This is a genomic window from Morganella psychrotolerans (assembly GCF_001676155.1).
Lineage (GTDB): Bacteria > Pseudomonadota > Gammaproteobacteria > Enterobacterales > Enterobacteriaceae > Morganella > Morganella psychrotolerans.
The window spans coordinates 157,974-182,781 of sequence record NZ_LZEW01000031.1 but is presented as its reverse complement, the minus strand read 5'-3'; the positions used below and the strand labels follow the sequence as shown (position 1 = coordinate 182,781).

The window sequence follows — 24,808 nt, the reverse complement described above, 5'->3', positions numbered from 1 at the left end:
AAAATACTCAATTTACCCGTATTTTAATTTTGATCACTTAATCTATCCTTTTAATGTCGATATTAACATCACTAATTAGCATGATATTTAATTCTTATTATATTAAATTTATTAATTGAGAAAAAACAAATATGAACAGACAACAAGATTGGCATCCCGCAGATATTATTGCAGCAATACGAAAAAGAGGCACAACACTGGCGGCATTATCACGTAATGCAGGATTAAGTGCATCAACACTGAGTAATGCCCTTGCACGGCGCTGGCCTAAGGGAGAGAAAATTATTGCGGATTTTCTGAATATATCGCCTGCTGAAATCTGGCCTTCGCGTTACCTGTATAAAATAAGCCGATGGTAATATACCCGTATTCATTCAAACCGCAGGTTCGTTGGCTGCACTCAGCCAGCCGGGTCACATACTTGTGTATGCTCCCCGCCTGTCTTCCCTTGCCGCCTACCTGCATCCTGAATGACGTTGGGTATAAACAAAAAATGCCCGAATTACATAATATTATGTGATTCGGGCAGAAAAACAGAAATTACACTAATCCTAAGCGGATTTTTGCCTCACTGATGGCAGCGGCAACTTGTGCCTGTGATACTCCGCCTTTTGCACAGCGCTTCGCCAGGCAGGATTGCAGAGAGAGAATGTCATACACATCCAGCTCAATCACCGGGCTGTATTTTTGCAGCTCCGAAAGTGGCATCTCTTCCAGTGCCAGACCTTTTGCTATCGCGCCAACCACCACTTCACCAACAATATGGTGCGCCTCACGGAACGGAATACCTTTTGCGACCAGGTAATCGGCCAGCTCGGTGGAATTTGCATAGCCCTGTTTGGCGGCTTCTTCGCAGCGCGGGCGTTTTACCTGAATATCTTCCAGCACTAATGCTGCCATATGCAGACAATCCAGCCAGGTGTCCAGTGCATCAAACAGCCCTTCTTTGTCTTCCTGCATATCTTTGTTATATGCCAGCGGCAGACCTTTCAGTGTCATCATCATGCCGCTCAGTGCGCCCTGCACCCGTCCGCATTTACCACGGATAAGCTCAAGGGCATCCGGGTTTTTTTTTCTGCGGCATCAGGGAAGATCCTGATGTCACGCGATCAGACAGCTCAATAAATGCCGCTTCACCACTGTTGAAGAAAATCATATCTTCCGCGAAACGGGAAAGATGAACCATACTGATGGCGGCATCACTCAGCAGTTCCAGCACATGATCGCGATCAGATACACTGTCGAGGCTGTTACGTGTCGCTCCGGCAAAACCCAGCCAGTCCGCAAGCTGATCCCGGTCGATGGCATACGCTGTTCCTGCCAGTGCGCCGGAGCCGAGCGGGCTGTAATCAAACCGCGTCAGTGCATCGCGTACACGGCTTTCATCCCGCGCCAGCATTTCACTGTACGCCAGACACCAGTGCGCAAATGTGACCGGCTGCGCGCGCTGTAAATGGGTGTAGCCCGGCATCACAGCATCCTGATTCTGTTCTGCGGTCAGTACCAGCGCCTGCTGAAACTCCTGCAATGCCGCTAAAATTTGCCCGACGGCCGCTTTGCACCACAGTTTTAAATCGGTTGCGACCTGATCATTACGGCTGCGCCCGGTGTGGAGTTTTTTCCCCAAATCGCCGACTTTGCCGATAAGTTTACCTTCCACCCAACTGTGGATATCTTCCGCATCACTGCTGAGAATGGCACGGGGATCCGCCTGTACTTCTGCCAGCAGCTCATTCAGCGCCTGCTCCAGCGCCGCCTGTTCCTGTACTGTCAGTACATTGACGGTCACCAGCGCTTTCGACCACGCGACCGAGCCGGTGATATCCTGCTCCGCCAGGCGATAATCGAATCTCAGTGAGTCGTTGAATTGTTTGAACCGTTGATCGGCTTCCTGACTGAAACGTCCGCCCCAGAGTGCCATGCTCTTTCCCTTTTATTTTTTGATATATCCCCTTATTCATTCAAACTACAGGTTCGTTGCCTGCATCCTGAATAACATCGGGTATAAATTATATGGATAGCAAAATATTGCCTGCACGTCCCTGTGCATAAAATCCCTGTTTTTACTGACTATTTCTGTTCTTTCAGCGCACGGATCCGTGAAGAGAGCGAGTACAGACGGATAAAGCCGCCCGCGTGGCTGTGGTCGTAAACCTCATCTTCGCCGAATGTCGCAAACTCTTCTGAATAAAGACTGTTCGCCGATTGCTTCTGAATCGCCGTGACCTGACCTTTATACAGTTTCAGTACCACTTCGCCGCTGACATCTGCCGCCAGCGAATCTGCCGCCGCCTGAATGGAGTGACGCAGAGGCGCAAACCAGCGTCCGTCATACACCACATAAGACATTTCCAGACCAATCTGCTGACGCCATTTAAAGCAATCACGGTCAAGGATAATTTCTTCAAGTCCGCGCAGCGCTGCCATCATAATGGTGCCCCCCGGGGTTTCATAACAACCACGGGATTTCATGCCCACCAGACGGTTTTCGATAATATCGATACGCCCGATACCGTGTTTTGCACCCAGTGTATTCAGTGCATCCAGGCAGTTAAACGGCGACAGCGCTTTGCCGTTCACGCCGGTCACTTCGCCCGCGTTGATAGTCACAGTCACCAGTTCCGGTTCATCCGGCGCATCCTGTGCATCAACTGTCCATACCCAGCAATCTTTATTCGATACATTCCACGGACTTTCCAGCACGCCGCCTTCGGTGGAGATATGCCAGGCATTCTCATCACGGCTGTAGATTTTTTCCAGTGATGCGGTAGTCGGGATATTGCGGACTTTCAGATAATCCAGCAGTGCTTCACGGGAACGCAAGTCCCACTCACGCCATGGCGCAACCACTTTCAGTTGCGGAGCCAGTGCGGTGTAAGTGCCTTCAAAACGCACCTGATCATTCCCTTTACCGGTCGCACCATGAGCAAGCGCATCCGCACCCAGTTTTAGTGCAAGCTCTACCTGGGCTTTGGCAATAATAGGACGTGCCATAGACGTACCCAGCAAATATTTACCCTCATACAGCGCACCGCTTTTCAGCACCGGATAAACATAGTCTTTGATAAATTCTTCACGCAGATCCGCCACATAGCAGGATGATGCGCCGGAGGCGAGCGCCTTTTCTTCCACGCCTTCCAGATCTTCCGCGCTCTGACCGATATTGGCGACAAATGCCACCACTTCGCAGTCATCATAATGCTCTTTCAGCCACGGAATAATGGCTGATGTATCCAGACCGCCGGAATAAGCCAGTACGATTTTTTTTAATGCCTGTTTTCTTTGCCTTTGTCATTACCCTGTCCTTTCAATAAGTGTTATCCGCCGCAGCGGAATAATCCTGCAAATCTGCCGATAATTCTGATTACGCGGAGATCCGCGTGCCGATGGCTTCGCCATCGAATAATTTGTGCAGTTGGTCTGCATGCCGCCAGGAGGCGATATCAACCGGATGCCCCAGTGTTTCTGCGGCTTCCAGCGCGGCATTCACTTTGACAATCATGCCATCCGTGATAATGCCGTCATCAATAAGTTTCTGAGCATGAACGCCATCCAGCGCGTTAATTTTCTGTCCTTTGCCATCAAGAATGCCGCTGACATCAGACAGCAGTACCAAATGCGCCCCGAGGGTTTTGGCAATAGCGGTTGCCGCCTGGTCTGCATTCACATTCATCAGCCGCCCGTCATCTGTGATCCCGATAGAGCTGATGATTGGCAGGAAACCGCCGCCCAGCAGGGTATTGAGTAGAACCGGATTACCCGGTTGTGCCAGCCCGACATGCCCGAGCTCATCATTGAGTTGCGTGACACTGACACTCTGACCATCCCCGAGACATAACCCGACGCCATTCAGCTGATAACGGGTTGCCCACGCCAGCAGAGTTTTGTTTGCCGTCCCCGCCAGCGCGCCGCAGATGATATCTATCTGATCCGCCGGGGTGACGCGCAGCCCCTGTTTTTTCACCACCGGTAACTGTAATTTCGCCATCAGCTCATCCACCACACAGCCGCCGCCGTGCACAATGACAAGTGCACGGTCATGTGATGCGCGATATGCCGCCAGTGCGGTAAATAAACGCCCGAGGGCTTCTTCGCTGTCCAGTAACACGCCGCCTAACTTGATGACTAAGGGTTCCATTTTCATTTTCCGTCAGATAATAAATAATATTGTAATAAAGACTGTGCTTACTGTGGCAGCAGAGACAGTGTTTCATTAAAGCCAAAACGAATATTCATGCACTGAACAGCTTGTGCCGCGGCACCTTTAAGCAGGTTATCTTCCGTACCGACCACAATCAAATGCTCACCCTGCACAGCAAAGCCCAGATCACAAAATGGCTGTCCGACCACGCCTTTCAGTGCCGGAACGCCCTTGTCATACAGACGTACTAACGGTTTATCGTCATACGCCTGATGGAACGCCTCACTGATTTGTGCCGCCGTTACACCGCTTTTCAGTTTGCAGGTGATGGTCGCCAGAATTCCCCGTTTAAAGTTGCCGAGATGCGGGGTGAAAATCACCTGAGTGCCCAGATGTGCGGCAATTTCCGGCTGATGCCGATGCGTAAACAATCCGTACGGTTGCAGACTCACTTCGCAGAAATTGCTGCCTAATGCCGCTTTCCGCCCTGCTCCGCTGACACCGCTGGTGGCATTAATCACCGGCCACTGAGTGAGATCTAACAGTTTGTTTTCCAGCAGCGGTTTCAGGGCTAACTGAGAGACGGTCGGATAACACCCCGGTACCGCAATCAGCTGCGCTGTACGGATTTTGTCACCTGCCCACTCCGCCAGTCCGTATACCGCTTGTGCCAATAACGCGGTATGTTTGTGTTCAAATCCGTAGTATTGTGGATAAAAATCATCCTGCTGAACGCGGTAAGCACCTGAAAGATCAAATACCACACATCCGGCAGCCAGGAAGATTGGCACAAGGTCATGACTGACTTCATGTGCGGTTGCCAGAAAAACCACATCGGCTTTTTGTGCCGCCGCCTGCGGGTCAGTTAACGGCTCAATTGGTAAATCCACCAAACCTTTGAGCTGCGGATGTAAGTCCGAAAAACATTTACCGGCATCCGCACTGTTGGCAGAAACCATCAGGCCGGTCAGTTCCGTCTGCGGGTGGCGTTGGATATACGCGGCAAGCTCTGCGCCGGTGTATCCGCTGGCCCCGATAATCAGCGTTTTCAACATAAGTCATCTTCACCTTGTACCTGAAACACAAACAATGTATTTTTATTCACATAAACTGCATTAATATTGATACTATCATGGATAAAGGCTGTCAACAGTGAATATTAAATTACCTGCATTTATTGAGATTTATCGTCAGCTGATTGCTGCCCCCTCCATCAGTTCAACAGAGTCTGAAGCGGATCAAAGCAACGAGACGGTTATTAATTTATTGGCTGCCTGGTTTGAAACCCTGGGATTTGATGTTGAAGTTCAGCCGGTGCCGGAAACACGGGGGAAATTCAATTTGTTAGCCAGCCTGGGTGACGGTGACGGCGGATTATTACTGTGCGGTCATACCGATACTGTGCCATTTGATGAGGGTCGCTGGAGCAAAGATCCCTTCACGCTGACAGAGCAGGACAACAAGCTTTACGGGCTGGGCACTGCGGATATGAAAGGGTTTTTCGCGTTTATCCTTGACGCAGTGCGTGATATTAACGTGCGTGATTTACAGCATCCTTTGTATATCCTCGCGACCGCGGATGAAGAGACAACAATGGCAGGAGCGCGCTATTTTGCAGCAAATGCGGCTATCCGCCCGTCTTTCGCCATTATCGGCGAGCCGACCTCGCTGCAACCGGTGCGCGCGCACAAAGGGCATCTTTCCAATGCTATCCGCATTACCGGGCAGTCCGGTCACTCCAGTGACCCTGATCGCGGGGTGAATGCAATTGAGCTGATGAATGAGTCGATCACGCATCTGATGGGTCTGCGTAATCAGCTGAAAGAAAAATTTAATAACCCGGCATTTGTTATTCCGTATCCGACCATGAATTTTGGTCATATTCACGGTGGTGATGCAGCAAACCGAATCTGTGGCTGCTGTGAATTACACATGGATATCCGTCCGCTGCCGGGTATGACACTCAGTGATATTGATGAGATGCTGAATGCAACACTCGAGCCGGTAAAACAGCGCTGGCCGGGGCGTCTTGCTATTGAGGCACTGCATGAGCCGATTCCGGGCTATGCCTGCCCGACAGATCATAAAATGGTCGGGGTGATTGAAAGCCTGCTCGGAGAAAAAGCACAGACAGTGAACTATTGCACTGAAGCGCCGTTTATTCAGGATCTCTGCCCGACACTGGTGCTCGGTCCCGGGTCAATTGAGCAGGCGCATCAGCCTGATGAGTTTCTCGACACCCGTTTTATTGAGCCAACCCGCGAATTGCTGACCCAACTCGTCACCCATTTCTGCCTGAAAACGGCTGAGTAACCTTCCTTGCGGACAGGGCTGCCTGTCCGCATCTTTATTCTGTCATGATCCCATCATGAATTTTCTTCATCATCTTATTGCGAAAACCTCACCCGCACTGTGTCAATTAATGGTTGACGTTTAACCAATTCATCCCTTAATCTACATCTAGACGTCTAAACGTATAGACATTCAAAAATAACGTACCGGAACATACGCCCAACGTCATTCAAGATGCAGTCAACAAATCTGCGTTCGAATGAATAAGGGTATATTTACCACGGACGGATGACATCGGGGGCAAAGATGAGTTTTTTACACGTTGACCAGCACGAGGCACTGAACCAAAATCTGGCAGAATTAGCCGGCCGCGTGGAAGTATCTTTTGAGTTTTTCCCCCCGGGCACACCGGAAATGGAAAACACACTGTGGCAGTCTATTGAGCGCCTCAGTGTTCTGAAACCTAAATTTGTCTCTGTGACTTACGGAGCAAATTCCGGCGAGCGCGACCGCACACACTCCGTGATCAAAGGGATCAAAGAAAAAACCGGGCTGATTGCCGTGCCGCATCTGACCTGTATTGATGCCACCCGCGATGAACTGAAAACCATCGCAAAAGATTACTGGGATAACGGCATCCGCCATATTGTGGCACTGCGCGGCGATTTGCCGGATAACAGCCGCAAACCGGATATGTATGCCGCCGACCTGGTCAATTTGTTAAAATCGGTCGCCGATTTTGATATTTCAGTCGCCGCTTACCCGGAAGTGCATCCGGAAGCACGCAGCGCGCAGGCAGACTTGATTAATCTCAAAAAGAAAATCGATGCCGGGGCAGACCGCGCTATCACGCAATTTTTCTTTGATGTCAGCACTTATCTGCGCTTTCGCGACCGCTGTGCCGCCGCAGGAATTGATGTGGAAATTGTTCCGGGGATACTGCCGGTATCCAATTTCAAACAGTTACAACGTTTTGCCGGTATGACCAACGTGCGCATTCCGGGCTGGCTCGGTAACATGTTTGAAGGGCTGGATGATGACCCGGAGTCACGCAAACTGGTTGGTGCATCGGTTGCGATGGAGATGGTGAAGATTCTCAGCCGCGAAGGCGTGAAAGATTTCCATTTTTACACCCTGAACCGCGCTGAGCTGACTTATGCAATCTGCCACACTTTAGGTGTCCGCCCTGCGGTAGCCTGTGTGGCATAAGAAAATCATTCACATCCTGAATAACTATACCCAACGTCATTCAGGATGCAGCCAACGAACCTGCAGTTTGAATGAATAAGGATATATAGCGATATCATTGGGTAACCAAGGATATCGTTAATTTATTTTGTATAGTTGATTTTTATTTCACCAGCCCAACTCAAACATCTGAGCATCATCATCGTTACAGCACATCTTACTGATTATCTCACCCAAGGCGCATTTACGTAAAATCACCTATTCACCTTCCTGCCAAACAAGCTGAAAATACGCAGTCATTTCATAAGAAAATTTGTCGTATTTCACTTTCTCTCAGTGTGACGGGCTCCGCCGCACAACATCCGCAGGTCAGAATCAATATGAAAAAATTAGTTTTAGTGTGTTTAATTGAAGCCGCATTGGCAGGGTATTCTGTAGGGGCAATAGCCGCAAATATACAGGACACTATAGTCGGGAAGGATAACAGCCAGACCATCAACAGCGGCGAAACTGCAACTGGTACTACTGTCGTACAAGGTGGCTCTTTATTTGTCGACGGCGGGACACTGGCAGGAACAACAACGGTAAAAAATGGTGCGGAAATCACCTTCGGACCGGAAAGTATTTCAGGCGGTTTACTTGTAATAGAAAAAGGCGCTGCTGCTGATATCTATAATAATGATTCAACTGATATCAATGTGACAACAAACAATCTGGTGAAATCCGGTGATGTATCGGTAAATCATCTCCGTCTGGCGGGTGAATTACAAATTGCACCTGTCTGGCACGTACCGGATGGATATGACGAAGATTCTGACGAAAGTATCTTTGCCCCTACCCCGGATAAATCAGGCAAACCATTAATAACGACAATTCAGACCCTGGAAATGCAGGGCGGACAAATAATCACGGCTCCGTATTATCCTGCCGCCCAGCCAAATCGCGTTGAGATCGGTAATTTATCCGGACAGGGTGATTTTCTGCTCACAACTGAACTGGCAAATGGCTGGGGTGACTTTATTAATATCAGCAAACACGCTACCGGTAATTTCGGTATTAATGTCAGGGACACCGGTTCAGATCCGGTAAAAGCAACTGATCTTAATATCGTTCACGTTAACAGCGGTGATGCGGCATTCCGTCTGACAAATAAAGACCAGACAGTTGAAGTCGGAACCTATCAGTACTCTCTGAAGAAAAAACAGGATGGTGAAAAAACCGACTGGTATTTACAGGGTAAACGCAAAGGCGATAAAGACACTGATACCGGTACTGATAACGGAAACGGCGACAACGGCACAACCGCACCGGTTCTGAGTTACAGCGCCAAAGGTGTTATGGCAATGGCTGCCGCACCGCGCCAGGTATTACAGGCAGAATCAGTTTCTCTGCAACAGCGTCTGGGGAATTACTACAGCAATCCGCAACATGGTTACGGGTTATGGACGCGCTACCTGCACGATGACACCCGCCTGAATGATAAACTCAACACCTCATTTAAAAACAAACTCGATGGCGTACAAATCGGGGTGGATAAACCATTGCGTCTGGATGACGCCACTGTGCTTGTCGGCGTATTCACAGGTTTCAGCCGGACAAAAGTCAGCACGGATAACTATGGCAGCGGAACAGTTGAAAGTTACCACGGCGGGCTCTATGCAACTTATCTGCATGACAATGGTTTCTATGCCGACGGAATGCTCAAAGGTAACCGCCTGGACAATGAAAACAACGGTCGGATGAAAAACGGCAGTTCTGCGCGCGGTGATTATCACCAGAACGCATTCACCGCGACAATCGAGAGCGGATTTAACTACGAAGTTGTTCCGGCACTGACAGTACAGCCTTACGGCAAACTGCAATATGCCCGTATCGGCAGTGCAGATTATGAACTGAATAACGGGATGCGTGCAGATGTTCACAGCGCAGACAGTTTGCAGGGTGAAGCGGGGACATTAATCAGCACATCATTTGATGTAAACAGTGCAGTACTGAAACCCTATGCCCGCCTGGCGATTGTCCATGAATTCACAAAAGAGAATGATGTGACAATTAACCGGACGAATACCGTCAGCAATGATTTCTCCGGCAGCACCGGTAAATACGGTTTAGGTCTGGATGCACAGATCACTCCACAGGCTGCATTTTATACAGAAATCAACTATCTGAACGGTAATAAAACTGAAACCCCTCTGCGTGCAGATGTCGGTTTCCGTGTGCGTTTCTGATTTTCTGATGTAAACAAAAATGCCGGGAAATTCATTTTTACAGGGAATAACCCGGCAGTAATATTATTTTGGATTACACCGGATCAGCCGGATATCCGGCAGCACTGAGTGCTGTGCGGAAAGTACTTTCTGCGATATTACTTTTTAATTTTCACTGTTCTTGTTGCCGGCTTAGTCTCTATCAGTGCCTGCCCATCCACATCTGATAATGCTTTTGTCACTGATTTAGCACAACCGCCGCAAGTCATGTTCGGTATAGTAAAACTAATCATTTTTCTCTCCTGATTATTCGTAATTTCATAATTAAGGTAAGGCTTACCAGCATAGTAAGGTCAACTGGTTTTTAATTAAGACGACGACCAAACCGGGTGCTCCGCGATGTATTCTTCTCAGTATTCATAACCGGTTCAGTTAAGCTTGTTATAATCGGGCAGTCCGGCTGATTATTACCGCTGCAATGTTGAGTCAGTTGCTCAAGTGTTTGAGCCATATCCTGTAGTTCTGTGATTTTCTTTTTTAATTCAGACAGGTGAGTAAGTGCCATCTCTTTGACATTTGCGCTGGTGCGGTCACTGTCGCGCCATAAGAGTAAAAGTGCAGAGATTTGATCTGTAGAAAAACCAAGATCGCGGGCACGACGGATAAGATGAAAACTTTCCACATCCGATAAACTATAACGCCGGTATCCTGAATCAGAGCGATTTGCTTTCGGAATTAAACCGGTCTGTTCGTAATAACGAATCATCTTTGCTGAGATATTAGCGAGTTTAGCCGCCTGACCGATATTCATAATGTCCCCCCAATAAATTATTAAGTCAGAGCCTAAGCTTTACCTTAAGGGTAAGGTCAAGATGTTTTTTAATTATTAATTCACCAGACATCCGATGTCTGGTGAATTTTACTATAATCAGATAATTACATTATATTTCTTGTGCGCGCGTTCCGGCTTTCCGTTTACGGACAATAACGTAAAAAACAGGTGTCAGTAACAATCCGAATAATGTTACCCCCAGCATGCCTGAGAATACGGCAATACCCATCGCCTGCCTCATTTCAGAGCCCGCACCGCTTGCAAAAACCAACGGAATAACGCCGGCAATAAAAGCAAATGATGTCATTAGTATCGGGCGTAACCGCAGATGCGCAGCTTCTGATACCGCAGCAACGGGATCAGCACCCTGCTTCTCCTGAGCAATAGCAAACTCCACAATTAATATTGCGTTCTTAGCGGCAAGACCAACAAGCACAATAAATGCAATTTGCGTAAAGACATTATTATCACCATTAAACAGCCATACACCGGCAATCGCTGAAAGCAATGCCATCGGCGCTATCAGTAAGACCGAGAAGGGTAAAGCCCAGCTGTTATATTGGGCAGCAAGGATCAGGAAGGCAAAGAAAACGGCCAGCGGGAAAATATATAATGCTGAATTTCCTGATAATTGTTCCTGATAAGTCAGATCTGTCCATTCATAGGTCATTCCTTCAGGCAATGTTTCACGCAGAATTTTTTCAATCGCGTCAGTTGCCTGACCGGAGGTATAACCGGGAGCTGAGTTCCCTGTAATATCGACTGACGGGAAGCCATTATAGTGAATAATACGGTCAGGTCCGGTTGTCCGCGTAATTTTAACTAATGTCCCGAGCGGGATCATATCGCCGTCTTTATTGCGCACCTTCAGTAACTGAATATTTTCAGAGTCCATTCTGAATAATGTATCCGCCTGAACAATCACGCGATACGTCCGGCCAAACCGGTTAAAATCATTCACATATAATGACCCGAGATTGATTTGCAGTGCATCAAAAATATCCGTTAATGTCACACCTTGCGATTTAGCTTTCACCCGGTCTATATCAACATCTATTTGCGGTGAGTTAGTCTGAAAGCTTGCCATCATTCCCGTAAGTTCAGGCGCCTGCATCGCTTTCATTAAAATCGTCTCCTGCACTTTTGCTAACGCATCAAATCCGAGATCTGCTCTGTCTTCTATCTGAACTTTAAAACCGCCCATAGAACCTAAACCGGGAACCGGAGGTGGCGGAAAAATACCGGCAAAACCGTCAGGTATCCCGCTGAATTTCCCCATCAACCTGCCTGCAATAGCATTAGCTGAAAGAGACGGGTCAGTGCGCTCGTCAAAAGGTTTAAGCATCGCAAACATTAATGCTGAATTAGGTATATTAACCGGACCATTCACAGATAAGCCGGGAAATGCAACCACATGCTCAACACCGGGTTCTTCAAGTGCAATACGGGACATTTCTTTAACCATATTCTCTGTTCTGTCGAGCGAAGAACCCGGCGGTAATTGTGCGACACCAATTAAATAATACTTATCCTGAGCAGGGACAAATCCATTTGGTACGACATTAAAGCCCAGCGCCGTCAGCCCGGCAAATCCCATATACAGAATGACGATAATGACACTGCCCCGGATACAACGGCAGACTAATTGAACATACTTTTCTGATAATTTATTAAAGAAGTGATTAAACCGGGCGAAAAAACCACCAAATAAACGATTAATAACCCGTGTTAACCAGTCTGCTTTTACATTTTTACTATGTGGTTTAAGTAATATTGCACACAGTGCCGGTGCTAACGTTAATGAGTTAATTGCAGATATTACTGTCGAGATAACAATCGTTAATGAAAACTGGCGATAAAACTCCCCCTGTAAACCTGATAAAAAGGCAGTGGGAATAAATACCGCAGCTAATACAGATGTTATTGCTAATATTGGCCCCGTAACTTCATTCATGGCTTTAAATGCAGCGTTTTCAGGTGTTAACCCCGCAGAAATATGCCTTTCTACATTTTCAACCACAACAATCGCATCATCAACCACTATCCCTATAGAAATAACCAGACCAAACAGAGATAAGGTATTTAAAGAAAAACCAAACAAATACATAAAAGCAAATGTACCGATTAATGAAACCGGTACAGCAACGAGGGGAATAATCGAGGCCCGCCAGCTTTGCAAAAATAACACAACAACCAACACGACCAGAATCGTTGCTTCGAGTAATGTAATTGCGACGGATTTTAATGACGCACTGACAAATACAGTAGGGTCATACGCTATTTTATAATCGATCCCGTCAATAAAATCAGTTTGTAAACGAGCCATTGTCGCCCGGACAGAAGCAGAAACATCTAACGCATTCGCACCTAGGCTCATAACAATTTGTAAACCAACGGCATTCTTTCCATCAAGGAGGCTGCGTAATGAATAATTATCAGCACCTAACTCTATTCGCGCGATATCTTTCAGATAAGTAACCTGACCATTTCCACCGGCTTTGATAATAATATTGCCGAATTGCTCTTCTGTTGTAAGTCTGCCGAGGGCATTAATACTTATCTGAAACGATGATGTGGTATCAGGCTGCTGTCCGACAGAGCCGGTGGCAACCTGAATATTTTGCTCACGAATCGCCTCCGTAACATCATTTGCGGTCAACCCCAGTGATGCAATTTTAGTCGGATCTATCCAGACCCGCATCGCATATTCCCCCTCGCCCCATACAACAGCGCTTGCAACGCCGGAAAGTTTGGCAATTTCATCGCGGACATTTAACATTGCATAGTTAGAAACAAAAAGTGAGTCGTAAACATCCTCAGGGGAATACATATGAACAACCATAAGGACATCCGGCGATGTTTTTTTCTGTCGTAACACCTATATTTCTGACCTCTTCAGGTAACCGGGGAAGAACTCTTGATACTAAATTCTGAACCTGAATCTGAGCAATATCAGGGTCAACATCTTGCTTAAATGAAATGGTTAACACCATTTTTCCGTCAGTCGACATCTGGGAACTCATATAGAGCATTCCTTCGACACCATTAACGGCTTGTTCTATTGGTGAAGCAACCGTATCTGCAATAACTTTTGGTGTTGCCCCCGGATAGCTTGCAACAACCTGAACCGTCGGTGGTGTGACTGCCGGATATTCACTCAGGGGTAATTTAAAAACGCTGAGAATACCGGCTATCAATATAAATACGGATAAAACAATGGCGAAAATTGGCCGCTGTATAAAGAAATGAGAGAACTTCATTATTGATTTCCCTCCGCTTCATTTAATACGCTATCGCTACTTTGTCCGATGTTATTATTCTCAGCCTCCGGTAAATACATCGGAACATTCTCCGGCATGACCTCCATTCCCGGTCTGACAAGGCCTTTAATAATGATCCTTTCACCTTTGACTAAACCACTCTTTATTACCCGAAGTCCATCAATCATCGCCCCCGGTTCGACTTGCCGGTATACCGCTTTATTACTATTATCAATCACCAGCACATAGCTTTGGCCCTGATTAAAACCAATAGCCTGGTCATCAATCAATATTGAAGATGTTTTAATACCAACAGGGAGTTGGACACGAATAAAAGAACCGGGTATTAATGTTCCATTTTTATTTTTAACTACCGCACGGGCTTTGACTGTGCCCGTAGTACGATCAATTTGGTTGCTCATAAAATCAAGCGAACCTGAATAAGGATAATTTTTTTTCCTCAGATACACTGATATTTACAGAAGGACGCTCTGTACCCTGATCTGTTCCGGATTCAGCCTGTATGGCTGACAGTTTATGAAAGGTTTTTTCATCAATATCAAAGTAGGCATATACAGGATCAATTGAGACAATCGTCGTTAATAACGTAGCCGTGTTAATATCACCGCCGGTAACAAGATTTCCTTCTGTAATAAGTGCCCTGTCAACCCGGCCTGTAATCGGTGCTTTAACCTGCGTGTAAGATAAATTTAATTTAGCCGCGTCAACAGCGGCTTTTGCTGATTTAACCTGAGCATTGCTTACAGTACGATTAGCCTGTGCATCATCGTAATCTTTACGGGAAACTACGCCTTTATCAATAAGCTTTTTGATTCGGTTATAATCACTATTCGCCCGTAAAGCGGATGCTTCAGCCTGACTTAACTGACCAATAGCGTTATCTAATGCGATTTGGAAAGGCTGAGGATCGATCAGGAACAACAGATCGCCTTTTTGAATAATCTGACCTTCCGGAATGCTGACGGAATTAATCCGACCTCCGACCCGGGGACGTAATTCCACTATTTTGGGTGCGGCCAGGTAGCCGGTAAACTCAGAAAAAGGAACAATATCCCGCTGGATAACTTCTGCGACAGGAACTTTCGCAAGCATGATATCACTCGTGCTTTCCGGCTTACTCTCATTTTTATTATCTTGTGCAGCCGCAATGTTACCCATTGCAATGGCGGCAAAGATAGTTGCATATACACCAATTTTCATTTTCATAAAAAACCTTGCCTGATCAAATAAATTAATAATTAATTTAAATACTGTTGAAGAAGATCTTTGCAAGGGTAAAGGTTACAGCCACTGTAAGGTCAACTGTTTTAATCAGGGTGCAGAGCCTGAACAGGTAAAATAAAAAAAACCATTGACCTTATATGTACTTTAAGGTTTTTAATGCACTTACAAAATGATATTACCTTCAAATAAAACAGGATCACAAATGAAAAAAAATCATTGCTGTATTAGTACTGGGATTATTTAGTTATCAGGGCATCGCCTCTGCAGTTGAATCCGTCAATCAAGATACAAACGGGCTAACCGAAAAAAAACAGGATATCACTTACCGGAACTGACAATAATACAGCGGCTAAAAACAATAATGCAGTACTAGCAAGAATAACATTTACAGGCGATTCCAACCTGGAATCGATAGAATACCTGGCTATTGAAAAGGCGAATCACCTTGGAGCAAGCCATTATAAAATCATCGGTGCGGGAGGGGAAACAAACCTGCGGGGCTATGTGATATTTTATAAATAACGTTCCTCTGCTCACAAGGAAATTAACTATGGATAATAATGCCTTACGTAAAAACATTGTAAATGACATTCTTATCTGGATTGAAAAAAAATGTAGATAAGCCACTTAATATTGAAACAATATCTGATAAAGCAGGTTACTCAAAATGGCATTTTCAGCGGATATTTAAAAATGTTGTCGGGGTTAGTTTAGGTGAGTATCTTTTAACAAGAAGACTACTGAAGGTATCATCTGATCTGAAAGAAACCGATGATAAAATCATGGATATCGCAGTCAGATATGGTTTTGACAGCCAGCAGGAATTAACCAGGTCATTTAAGCGAATACTGAAGTTAACACCAGGAAAGTATAGAAAAAACATATTATCAAGGTATATACCCAACGTCATTCAAGATGCAAAATAACGCTGAACCATGACCGGGAAATTAAACTAAATTACGGGTAAATTAAATACACAAAACACCCTGTGTGACCATTTTGTTTACCCGTCATAATAAAAAAAATGATACATGCATGTATCACAATAATTTATTTCATTATCACTCTACTTTCCTCTTGACCTTACAATGATGGTAAGGATTAGAATTATATCAGTACTATTTTTATCAAAAAAAACAACATTAAACCCCGGGTAATAAATAATGAAAATAGGTGATATGTCGAATTTATTTAATATTCCACGAGAAACGATTCGCTTCTATGAACGGGAAGGTTTGATGTTACCTCCGAACAGAAAGGATAATAACTACCGGAGTTATAGCAAAAATCATATTGAACGATTACGATTTATAAAAAAATTGCCGAAGCCTTAATATGTCCCATCGCGAGATTAAAAAAACTATTAAATCTCATTGATAACAATAAAGATGATTGTGCCTTAGTGGAAGAAGTTATTGTCAGTCACTTATCTGAAATACGAAAAAAATATTAAGCGGTTAAAGCAATTAGAAAAAGACCTTATCAACTTACAGGAACATAGTAATGAAATAGAGGCCAGTAATAAATGCGGAATAATAAAAAAATCTTTTATCTATAGATATTTAATCATTATAACGTTGTGCCGGATAACTAACGAAATTATCATAAAAAAAATGCCAGTCAGTTTAACTGACCGGCATTCCATGTAACAGGTATTCCCTGTTATCTTCCAAACACAAACATGAACTAACCGGTATTTCGCATTCCGGCAGCAATACCTGCGATAGTCACCATCAGCGCTTGTTCTACCTGCGGATCGGACTGTTCACATTCGCGTGAACGATGCAGAAGCTCTGCCTGGAGAACATTCAGCGGGTCCGTATAGACATTACGCAGTGCAATTGATTCGGCAATCCACGGCAGGTCAGCCATCAGACACTCATCTTTGGAGATGGTCAGGACACTCTTAATATCCTGTGATAACTGGTCACGTAATTTTTGACCCAGCGGCCACAAACGTGGCTCCACCAGACGCTGATCATAATATTCCGCCAGCCATAAATCGACTTTTGCAAACACCATTTCCAGCATCGCAACCCGGGTTTTAAAGAACGGCCACTGGTGATACATCTCTTCCAGTACGCGCTGATTACCTTCATCCACCGCGGTCTGCAATGCGGCACCCGCACCCAGCCAGGCCGGCAGCATCAGACGGTTTTGCGACCAGGCAAAAATCCACGGAATAGCACGGAGTGTTTCCACGCCACCGGTCGGACGGCGTTTTGCCGGACGCGAACCCAGCGGCAGTTTGCCCAGTTCCTGCTCCGGTGTTGCCGAGCGGAAGTACGGGACAAAATCCGGCTGCTCGCGAACATAGTCACGATACATGTCACAAGATACTTCTGAGAGCCTTTCCATAATCACAGCCCATTCCGGTTTTGGCTCCGGCGGCGGCAGAAGATTAGCTTCCAGGCTTGCGCTGGCATACATAGCCAGGCTGCTGATAGTGACCTGTGGCAAACCAAACTTAAAGCGGATCATTTCGCCCTGCTCAGTGACACGCAGTCCGCCCTTCAGGCTTCCCGGCGGCTGTGAAAGCAGTGCTGCGTGTGCAGGCGCGCCCCCGCGTCCGATAGTGCCCCCGCGTCCGTGGAACAGGGTGAGTGTTACCTCTTCACGTTCGCAGACTTTAATCAATGCATCCTGTGCGCGGTATTGTGCCCAGGACGCTGCCATCACACCGGCATCTTTGGCGGAATCCGAATAGCCAATCATCACCATCTGCTGGTCACTGATCAGATTACGATACCACTCAATGCTCATCAGGCGGGTTATCACGCTTTCCGCATTATTCAGGTCATCAAGCGTTTCAAACAGCGGCGCCACCGGTAATGTGACCGGACAACCCGACTCTTTAAGCAGAAGTTTGACCGCCAGTACATCAGATGGCACTTTCGCCATCGAAATAACATAGGATGCCACAGAGTTTTCCGGTGATTCGGCGATCACGCGGCAGGTATCAAACACTTCGCGGGTTTCGTTGCTGCACTGCCAGTTAAGCGGCACGAGCGGACGTTTGGATTGCAGCTCGCGCAGCAAGAATTCCTGTTTTTCCTCTTCCGGCCAGGCAGCATAATCGCCCAGTCCGAGGAATTGTGTCAGTTCAGAAAGCGCTTCTGTATGACGGGTGCTTTCCTGGCGCACATCAATACGCACCAGTTGCAGCCCGAAACAGCGGATGCGGCGCAGTGTATCCAGTAATTGTCCGTTAGCAATAATCTTCATGCCGCACTGCACAAGAGACTGATAGCACAGATACAGCGGCTCCCACAGCTCTTCGTTGTCTGTCATCAGGTTATCCGGCTCAATAGCCAGTTCCCCTGCCAGACGGCGCTCCAGGTAATCCTGTGTGCTTTTCAGACGGGCGCGCAATTGTTTGGTTATTACGCGGTACGGCTCTGCGGCATCCTCGCCTACACGCTCACGCAATGCAGGTGAGCACTCACTCATGGAAAGCTCGGAGACCAAAACCTGAATATCTTTATAGAAGAGATCTGCCGCTTTCCAGCGACTGAGCAACAGTACATGGCGGGTGATATCTGCCGTTACATTCGGGTTACCATCACGGTCACCGCCCATCCAGGATGTAAAGCGGATCGGCGTGGCTTCCACGGAAAGATTGTAATCCAGTGACGCTTCCAGCTGCTCGTTGAACTCACGCAGGAATGCCGGTACGCCTTCCCACAGGCTGTTTTCAACAACAGCAAAACCCCATTTCGCTTCATCAATCGGCGTAGGGCGATCTTTACGGATTTCATCCGTGTGCCATGCCTGAGCCACCAGTTGGCGCAGTCGGCGCATAATTCGGTCGTGCTCATAATCCGCCAAATCATCATGGTCCAGCTGGGCCAGGCAGGTATTCACCTCCACCAGCTTGTGAATCAATGTGCGGCGGGCAATTTCAGTCGGGTGCGCGGTCAGAACCAGCTCGATGGAAAGCGAATCAACGGCTTTACGCATCTCTTCATTGCTGAAATTTTTTGCTTTCAGTTGATCAAACAACGAGGCCAGCGCCACCGGGTTACTGGCGGCTTCGCCGTGCGGCGAAATGCTGTGATACTGCTCGGCAACGTTGGCTAAATTCAGGAACTGGTTGAATGCACGGGCGACCGGCAGCAGTTCATCATTGGATAAATTTTGCAGTGTCAGCAGCAATTTCTGACGCTGAATTTCATTACCGGTCTGTGATGCTTTGGATAACTTGCGGATGGATTCTACTTTTTCCAGAATATCTTCACCCTGCGCCTCTTTGATGGTATCTCCGAGAAGCTTGCCAAGCATACTGACGTTACTGCGCATTGCAGAATATTGTTGATTCATACGACCTCTGGCCCTTATTGACGGCAGAATCCTATGACCGCCGGTTGAGGAACCTTCATCCGGCAGTTATCGAGCCTGTACATCTTCGTGATTTTATACGGCGGATTAATTTTTATTTTGTGACGCCGTTCCCTTGCAATTATCTCTTGCCCTATATTCATATCAAAAAAAACAGGCTTTGAAAGGACTTTATCGGATTTAATTACACAGAAGATGTAATACGCAGTAAGGGCAGATGTCGCAATATCGGGTAAAACGCCGTCTGACCAGCATAATCAAAGGGAAACACTAAACCCGCAGACAGATATCGCGAATTAAGGCAAAAATAATAACGATTCAGCACACGAATAAATAATCAGAACCAAGGTAAAAAAATTCAGGAGGGAAAGGAGATCAGGAGGTTAGTCTGTGTGGCGGCGGCGCTTAAAATAATAACGGGATACAATTAATTCCGTTAATTGTATCCCGCAGGGTTCGTTTCTGTCCTGAAGCTGACATCCTGTCAGAGAAAGCACATCCGGTGCATATCCGTTTACCACAACATCCTGTCGTGGCCATCATCCGTGACGGTCATATGTCCGTTTTGAAACATCACCATGTGCTATTTATATCAAGACTAAACAGCAAATTTAATAAGACAATTCCCGTTATGGCAACAAATTGTCTTTTATTGTTCTTTTTCGGACTTCCTTTCGATATATGCCATCACAGTAACTGTGCCAGCCGGTTTAAATCTGACTGAATCGCACCGGCGGTAACATCACGCCCCGCACCCGGTCCGCGGATAACCAGCGGGTTATCGCGATACCAGCGGCTTTCAACAGCAAAAATATTATCTCCCGGCAACAGCGATGCCAGCGGATGATCCGGACGCACGGCTTCCACACCAACCCGCGCTTTGCCGTTTGCATCAAAACGCGCCACATAGCGCAGTACCATATCCATTTCACGGGCAGCTTCCAGGCGGCAAACCATCTGTTCATTCATTGCTGTCACATTTTCAAAGAAATGATCCGTATTGCCGCTTCGTGCCTCCTGCGGCACAAGCGATTCCACACGGACATCTTCCGGCTCAATTTCATATCCTGCTTCACGCGCCAGGATAATCAGTTTGCGCATAACATCCTGCCCGGACAAATCAATCCGTGGGTCCGGCTCTGTCAGACCCTGCTGCCACGCCTGCTCGACCAGCTCACTGAACGGCACTGAGCCGTCAAATTGCAGGAACAACCAGGAAAGCGTGCCGGAGAAGATCCCGCTGATCGCCAGAATACTGTCGCCGCTTTCATGCAGATCCCGTACACAGTGGTTGATCGGCAACCCCGCGCCCACTGTTGCGTTATACAGCCAGTGACGCCCGGTTTTACGGAATGCATCGCGGATCTGCCGGTATTCCCGGGTTTTGGCTGCCCCGGCAATTTTATTGGCACTGATAACATGAAAACCGTATGCCGCAAAATCGGCGTAACTGTCTGCCAGTGTCTGACTTGCGGTTAAGTCGATAATAACGAGGTCATCAAACGGATGGTTGCGCATCCACAGATACAGCGACTCTTCATCGGCAAAAGGTTCGGCTTCTTCATTGAAGAACGCCAGCGCACGGCTCGGATCCAGCCCGTCATAGCTGAGTAACGCCCGGCTGCTGTCCGCAACACCTGCCAGGATAAATTCAAACCCGCTGCGGGCAGAAAGATTGCGCTGCTCGCGTGCAAACAATTCCAGCCAGCGGCTGCCGATATTGCCTTTACCAAAGACCATCAGGCCAATCTGTTTCTCTGCGCGGAACAGACTCTGATGTAATCCCTGGATAACATGTCCGGTCTGACGGGTACGCAGAATAGCCACCAGGCTGATACCGTCTTCTGCCTGCCAGATAAATTCCACCGGCTGGTCTTTGAGCTGCTGATAAAAACGGTGATAGTGCAGCAGATTTTTGCAGACACCCGCGCCGACCAGCGCCACCAGCGCAAATCCGTCCCGCAGAGTCAGCGTGCCGGGTAATCCTGCGCTCTCCAGCACATGCAGTGCGCTGTCCGCAATTTCTGATGTATAGCTGAGCTGAATAAGATTATCGTCATTATGTAACCCGACAGCCAGCGGGCGGATCTGGCTGCGTTTAAGCAGCAGATCAATACTTTTATAACGCGTTTTGGCATTTTCCCCGGCGGGCAGACGGATATCAATAAGACAGACATCATCATGATTCGTCACGATTTTCGCACCGGTTCCGGAGGCCAGCACGCGTTCAATTTTTGTCGAGCCCTGCTCCGGCTGATAACTGCACCGCAACTGGAGGTCGATATCACTGGCAGAGACAGGTTGCAGCGTACGGGTATGCAGCACCGGGGCGGCAAGGCGCGCCAGTTCACTGGCTTCATCGAGGCGCAGCAGCGGCAGCAGACAGGCATCTTTGACTTTGCGCGGGTCTGAGCTGTAAACACCCGCCACATCACTCCAGATAGTGACTTTTTTCACGCCCGCCAGCGCACCAACCTGAGTTGCAGAATAGTCACTACCGTTACGACCAAGCAGTACTGTTTCACCCTGCCGGTTACGGGAGATAAACCCGGTTACCACCAGCCGCTTGCCCGGATGGCGCGCCATCAGTTCCGCCAGCAGCGGCTGTGACTGTGCCGCATCCACCTCGGGCTGTGCCGCGCGCTCTGCGCAAAGGAATGTCCGCGCATCCAGCCATTGTGCCGCCATGCCCTGCTCTTGTAATACCTGCGCCATCAGCCGGGCTGACCAGACTTCACCGTGACCGACAACTTCGGCATAAACCGCATCTGTCAGCGGATTGTCCAGCAGTGCTGCCAGCCGGTTAATATCATCCGTAAACTGAAATATCAGTACGTTTGCCTGAACTTCAGGCAGCAAGTCACAGATAAGGGAGGTCTGATAGCGGTGTAAGGTTTCCTGTGCCTGATGAGCAGCAAGGCGATCACTCTGGCTCAGTTTTACCCAGTTAATCAGCTGATTAGTTGTGCTGCCCGCTGCGGACACCACCATCAAATCATCCGGTTCACTGTAGTTCGCCATAATATTCGCCACGCGCAGATAGCATGTTGCATCTGCCAGGCTGCTGCCGCCGAATTTATGTAACTGACGCCCTTTTTCTGACTCATCAATCGCCAAAGCACTCATGGTTACCCTTACCCCTTAGTCACTGACTGAAATGCGTGCTCCAGGGCCGCAGTCAAATCACCGCTGTCCTCGATCCCCGCAGAAATACGTAATAATGTATCTGAAATTCCCGCAGCCTTGCGTGCCTGCTCCGGCATACCTGCGTGTGTCATGGTCGCCGCGTGGGAAATCAGCGTTTCCACGCCACCTAATGACTCTGCTAGTGTAAAGAGAGACAGGTGAGATAAAAAGCGGGAAATGGTGGCTTTATCCCCATTAATGTCAAAACTGAGCATTGCACCGAATCCTTTCTGCTGTTTTGCTGCCAGTGCATGCCCGGGATGTGTCTCCAGTCCCGGATAATATATCTTTTTCACCATCGGCTGTTGTGCCAGGCAAGCTACAATGGCACGGGCATTTTCCTCCTGCAACCGGATACGCGGAACCAATGTGCGTATTCCGCGCAACAGCAGATAACTATCAAACGCGCCGAGCGTAACGCCGATATTATTCGCCCACCAGCTCAGTGTTTCGGTATACGCTTCTGACGCGGCAATCACCACACCTGCCACCACATCAGAATGTCCGTTCAGATATTTTGTGCAGGAGTGAATAACAAAATCCGCCCCCAGCGCCAGCGGCTGCTGTAACACCGGGCTCAGAAACGTATTATCTGCCGCAACCAGTGCACCCGCCTGATGCGCTTTTTCACTGACCGCCGCAATATCCGTTATCCGCAGCAACGGATTACCCGGCGTTTCAATCAATACCAGTTTTGGTTTTTCCGCCAGTGCAGCACTAAGCGCGGCATCATCATTCATATCCGTAAAACGGACAGAAAAATGCCCGTGCTGCTGACAACTGTCCAGCAACCGGTAAGTACCGCCGTAACAGTCATGAGGTGCGACAATCACATCGCCCGGTGACAAAAAAACGGTAAACAGCAGGTGCAGCGCTGACATGCCGCTGCTGGTCACGACTGCCCCGGCTCCCCCTTCCAGCTCTGCCAGTGTGCGCCCGGTAATATCCCGTCCGGGATTGCCACGGCGCGAATAGTCATGCTCACGCGGGCAGTCAAATTCCGGAAAATTATAGGTTGATGAGAGATAAACCGGCGGCACAACACAGCCAAACTGGTGCTCCTCATTAAGTCCGTTATGTATTGCCGCAGTGGCAGGTTTGCGCGTCATACCGCTGTTCCTCTCAATAACCTGAATGAGATATCAGCATATCCTCAGCTTATTTAGACGTCAATATGTCTGGACATCTATGCTGCTTTACGGTTAGATATACAAGTGGGATAATAACAGAATAATAATGTCATCAGTCTGGTGCGATCCCGTACCCGGCTCCTCCTAAACTGACTAATATAGCAAGGTAATTCATGGCTGAATGGAATGGCGAATATATCAGCCCTTATGCTGAGCATGGCAAAAAAAGTGAGCAGGTAAAGAAGATCACAGTTTCTATTCCGTTGAAAGTACTGAAGATTTTAACGGATGAGCGTACGCGCCGCCAGGTGAATAACCTGCGCCATGCCACCAATAGTGAACTGTTATGTGAAGCATTCCTGCATGCTTTTACCGGACAACCGCTGCCGGATGATGATGACCTGCGTAAAGAGCGCAGTGATGAAATCCCGGAAGTGGCGAAAGAGATTATGCGCCAGCATGGGGTTGACCCGGATACGTGGGAATATTGAGTTTTATCCGCGTGTTACGTGTTACAACAACTAAAAGAATGACATAAAAAAAACGCCCTGTGAAATATTTTCATTCAGGGCGTTTTTTATCAGATTCAGCGCGCAAATCTGCGCTGTATCATTATTTCTTCGCAGCAGGAACGCTGAAACGTTTGTTAAAGCGATCAACACGGCCGCCGCTTGCAACATCACGCTGTTTGCCGGTGTAGAACGGGTGACATTCGCCACAGACGTCCAGGTTGAAGTCGTGTCCTGCAGTTGAGTTAACTTTCATTACGTTGCCGCAAGAACAGGTTGCAGTGACTTCTGCGTAATTAGGGTGAATACCTTTTTTCATGGGAAAACCTCAGTTAAGGCCGCATCGCCATCCGGACATTGTTGCCGGACACCATACGTCGTGTTGATGATAAATTGTCGCTGGTATTTTAATTACCAAAGGCGGCGGATCATACAGAATATCCGGGAACCATGCAATGAAATCCGACGGCTTTTCGTGGT

At 47.6% G+C, this 24,808-nt stretch carries 19 protein-coding genes and 2 pseudogenes; 8 read left to right on the top strand and 13 right to left on the bottom strand.

All coding sequences use genetic code 11. The features are described 5' to 3' along the window. Window positions 1–131: 131 nt before the first annotated feature. Complete coding sequence (locus tag AYY16_RS16865; RefSeq protein WP_067369281.1) at window positions 132–359, top strand: helix-turn-helix domain-containing protein; 228 nt, start codon at window positions 132–134, stop codon at window positions 357–359. A 181-nt stretch (window positions 360–540) separates the two neighbouring features. Here the strand turns inward: AYY16_RS16865 and argH are convergent. The 4 genes and pseudogenes from argH to argC form a co-directional block, all read right to left on the bottom strand. Next, a pseudogene (argH, locus tag AYY16_RS16860) lies at window positions 541–1,921 on the bottom strand (argininosuccinate lyase). Between the two features lie 149 nt (window positions 1,922–2,070). Next, window positions 2,071–3,261 carry an argininosuccinate synthase gene (locus AYY16_RS16855; protein WP_067369278.1) on the bottom strand — a complete coding sequence of 397 codons (1,191 nt, stop codon included), beginning with the start codon at window positions 3,259–3,261 and terminating at the stop codon, window positions 2,071–2,073. Between the two features lie 103 nt (window positions 3,262–3,364). After that, on the bottom strand, window positions 3,365–4,138 hold the full coding sequence (argB, locus tag AYY16_RS16850) for an acetylglutamate kinase (RefSeq protein WP_067369275.1): 774 nt from the start codon (window positions 4,136–4,138) through the stop codon (window positions 3,365–3,367). A 47-nt stretch (window positions 4,139–4,185) separates the two neighbouring features. Further along, window positions 4,186–5,196 (bottom strand): N-acetyl-gamma-glutamyl-phosphate reductase, encoded by a 1,011-nt coding sequence (gene argC, locus AYY16_RS16845; protein WP_067369272.1) that lies wholly within the window; start codon window positions 5,194–5,196, stop codon window positions 4,186–4,188. Between the two features lie 97 nt (window positions 5,197–5,293). Between argC and argE the strand changes: the two genes are divergently transcribed. The 3 genes from argE to AYY16_RS16830 all read left to right on the top strand — a co-directional run bounded on the left by argE (window position 5,294) and on the right by AYY16_RS16830 (window position 9,849). Then, window positions 5,294–6,454 (top strand): acetylornithine deacetylase, encoded by a 1,161-nt coding sequence (gene argE, locus AYY16_RS16840; protein WP_067369269.1) that lies wholly within the window; start codon window positions 5,294–5,296, stop codon window positions 6,452–6,454. 285 nt (window positions 6,455–6,739) lie between these two features. Then, complete coding sequence (gene metF / locus AYY16_RS16835) at window positions 6,740–7,642, top strand: methylenetetrahydrofolate reductase (protein ID WP_067369267.1); 903 nt, start codon at window positions 6,740–6,742, stop codon at window positions 7,640–7,642. A gap of 359 nt (window positions 7,643–8,001) precedes the next feature. After that, window positions 8,002–9,849: an autotransporter outer membrane beta-barrel domain-containing protein gene (locus tag AYY16_RS16830; RefSeq protein ID WP_082970790.1), complete on the top strand. Its 1,848-nt coding sequence runs from the start codon at window positions 8,002–8,004 to the stop codon at window positions 9,847–9,849. 137 nt (window positions 9,850–9,986) lie between these two features. On the opposite strand, the gene AYY16_RS21270 is transcribed toward AYY16_RS16830, so the two are convergent. The 5 genes and pseudogenes from AYY16_RS21270 to AYY16_RS16810 form a co-directional block, all read right to left on the bottom strand. Further along, the gene (locus tag AYY16_RS21270) at window positions 9,987–10,121 is read right to left on the bottom strand and encodes a heavy-metal-associated domain-containing protein (protein WP_459562092.1); all 135 of its coding nucleotides are present in this window, start codon (window positions 10,119–10,121) and stop codon (window positions 9,987–9,989) included. Window positions 10,122–10,192: 71 nt separating this feature from the next. After that, a complete protein-coding gene (cueR, locus tag AYY16_RS16820) occupies window positions 10,193–10,639 on the bottom strand; it encodes a Cu(I)-responsive transcriptional regulator (protein WP_067369264.1) in 447 nt (148 codons plus the stop codon). A gap of 130 nt (window positions 10,640–10,769) precedes the next feature. Next, a pseudogene (locus tag AYY16_RS16815) lies at window positions 10,770–13,920 on the bottom strand (efflux RND transporter permease subunit). Beyond that, the gene (locus AYY16_RS21265) at window positions 13,920–14,342 is read right to left on the bottom strand and encodes an efflux RND transporter periplasmic adaptor subunit (protein ID WP_235846340.1); all 423 of its coding nucleotides are present in this window, start codon (window positions 14,340–14,342) and stop codon (window positions 13,920–13,922) included. Before AYY16_RS21265 ends, AYY16_RS16815 begins: the two are co-directional and overlap by 1 nt. Window positions 14,343–14,346: 4 nt before the next feature. Further along, window positions 14,347–15,147: an efflux RND transporter periplasmic adaptor subunit gene (locus AYY16_RS16810; RefSeq protein ID WP_235846339.1), complete on the bottom strand. Its 801-nt coding sequence runs from the start codon at window positions 15,145–15,147 to the stop codon at window positions 14,347–14,349. A 333-nt stretch (window positions 15,148–15,480) separates the two neighbouring features. Here AYY16_RS16810 and AYY16_RS21810 point away from each other — a divergent pair, with 333 nt between their 5' ends. The 3 genes from AYY16_RS21810 (at window position 15,481) to AYY16_RS21260 (ending at window position 16,499) form a co-directional block, all read left to right on the top strand. Beyond that, complete coding sequence (locus AYY16_RS21810) at window positions 15,481–15,687, top strand: YdgH/BhsA/McbA family protein (protein ID WP_082970793.1); 207 nt, start codon at window positions 15,481–15,483, stop codon at window positions 15,685–15,687. Window positions 15,688–15,749: 62 nt separating this feature from the next. Then, window positions 15,750–16,091, top strand: a complete 342-nt coding sequence (locus AYY16_RS16805; protein ID WP_067369261.1) for a helix-turn-helix domain-containing protein — start codon at window positions 15,750–15,752, stop codon at window positions 16,089–16,091. A 237-nt stretch (window positions 16,092–16,328) separates the two neighbouring features. Then, a complete protein-coding gene (locus tag AYY16_RS21260) occupies window positions 16,329–16,499 on the top strand; it encodes a MerR family transcriptional regulator (RefSeq protein ID WP_268874163.1) in 171 nt (56 codons plus the stop codon). A gap of 352 nt (window positions 16,500–16,851) precedes the next feature. On the opposite strand, the gene ppc is transcribed toward AYY16_RS21260, so the two are convergent. The 3 genes from ppc to metB all read right to left on the bottom strand — a co-directional run bounded on the left by ppc (window position 16,852) and on the right by metB (window position 23,798). Beyond that, window positions 16,852–19,485: a phosphoenolpyruvate carboxylase gene (gene ppc / locus AYY16_RS16800; protein WP_067369258.1), complete on the bottom strand. Its 2,634-nt coding sequence runs from the start codon at window positions 19,483–19,485 to the stop codon at window positions 16,852–16,854. A 705-nt stretch (window positions 19,486–20,190) separates the two neighbouring features. Next, window positions 20,191–22,629 carry a bifunctional aspartate kinase/homoserine dehydrogenase II gene (locus tag AYY16_RS16795; protein ID WP_067369255.1) on the bottom strand — a complete coding sequence of 813 codons (2,439 nt, stop codon included), beginning with the start codon at window positions 22,627–22,629 and terminating at the stop codon, window positions 20,191–20,193. 8 nt (window positions 22,630–22,637) lie between these two features. Next, window positions 22,638–23,798 carry a cystathionine gamma-synthase gene (gene metB, locus AYY16_RS16790; protein ID WP_067369253.1) on the bottom strand — a complete coding sequence of 387 codons (1,161 nt, stop codon included), beginning with the start codon at window positions 23,796–23,798 and terminating at the stop codon, window positions 22,638–22,640. Between the two features lie 194 nt (window positions 23,799–23,992). On the opposite strand from metB, the gene metJ reads away from it, so the two are divergent. Continuing rightward, window positions 23,993–24,310: a met regulon transcriptional regulator MetJ gene (gene metJ, locus AYY16_RS16785; RefSeq protein WP_004236602.1), complete on the top strand. Its 318-nt coding sequence runs from the start codon at window positions 23,993–23,995 to the stop codon at window positions 24,308–24,310. A gap of 121 nt (window positions 24,311–24,431) precedes the next feature. On the opposite strand, the gene rpmE is transcribed toward metJ, so the two are convergent. Beyond that, window positions 24,432–24,647, bottom strand: coding sequence for a 50S ribosomal protein L31 (gene rpmE / locus AYY16_RS19990; RefSeq protein WP_067422912.1), 216 nt, complete (start codon window positions 24,645–24,647; stop codon window positions 24,432–24,434). Between the last annotated feature and the right edge of the window lie 161 nt (window positions 24,648–24,808).

Coding starts and splice junctions, on each gene's coding strand:
- metB (WP_067369253.1), bottom strand. CDS start 23,798: ATGACGCGCAAACCTGCCACTGCGGCAATACATAACGGACTTAATGAG.
- AYY16_RS21260 (WP_268874163.1), top strand. CDS start 16,329: ATGAAAATAGGTGATATGTCGAATTTATTTAATATTCCACGAGAAACG.
- ppc (WP_067369258.1), bottom strand. CDS start 19,485: ATGAATCAACAATATTCTGCAATGCGCAGTAACGTCAGTATGCTTGGC.
- argB (WP_067369275.1), bottom strand. CDS start 4,138: ATGGAACCCTTAGTCATCAAGTTAGGCGGCGTGTTACTGGACAGCGAA.
- AYY16_RS16805 (WP_067369261.1), top strand. CDS start 15,750: ATGACATTCTTATCTGGATTGAAAAAAAATGTAGATAAGCCACTTAAT.
- metJ (WP_004236602.1), top strand. CDS start 23,993: ATGGCTGAATGGAATGGCGAATATATCAGCCCTTATGCTGAGCATGGC.
- AYY16_RS16865 (WP_067369281.1), top strand. CDS start 132: ATGAACAGACAACAAGATTGGCATCCCGCAGATATTATTGCAGCAATA.
- AYY16_RS16810 (WP_235846339.1), bottom strand. CDS start 15,147: ATGAAAATGAAAATTGGTGTATATGCAACTATCTTTGCCGCCATTGCA.
- cueR (WP_067369264.1), bottom strand. CDS start 10,639: ATGAATATCGGTCAGGCGGCTAAACTCGCTAATATCTCAGCAAAGATG.
- rpmE (WP_067422912.1), bottom strand. CDS start 24,647: ATGAAAAAAGGTATTCACCCTAATTACGCAGAAGTCACTGCAACCTGT.
- AYY16_RS21270 (WP_459562092.1), bottom strand. CDS start 10,121: ATGATTAGTTTTACTATACCGAACATGACTTGCGGCGGTTGTGCTAAA.
- argC (WP_067369272.1), bottom strand. CDS start 5,196: ATGTTGAAAACGCTGATTATCGGGGCCAGCGGATACACCGGCGCAGAG.
- AYY16_RS16795 (WP_067369255.1), bottom strand. CDS start 22,629: ATGAGTGCTTTGGCGATTGATGAGTCAGAAAAAGGGCGTCAGTTACAT.
- AYY16_RS21265 (WP_235846340.1), bottom strand. CDS start 14,342: ATGAGCAACCAAATTGATCGTACTACGGGCACAGTCAAAGCCCGTGCG.
- metF (WP_067369267.1), top strand. CDS start 6,740: ATGAGTTTTTTACACGTTGACCAGCACGAGGCACTGAACCAAAATCTG.
- AYY16_RS16830 (WP_082970790.1), top strand. CDS start 8,002: ATGAAAAAATTAGTTTTAGTGTGTTTAATTGAAGCCGCATTGGCAGGG.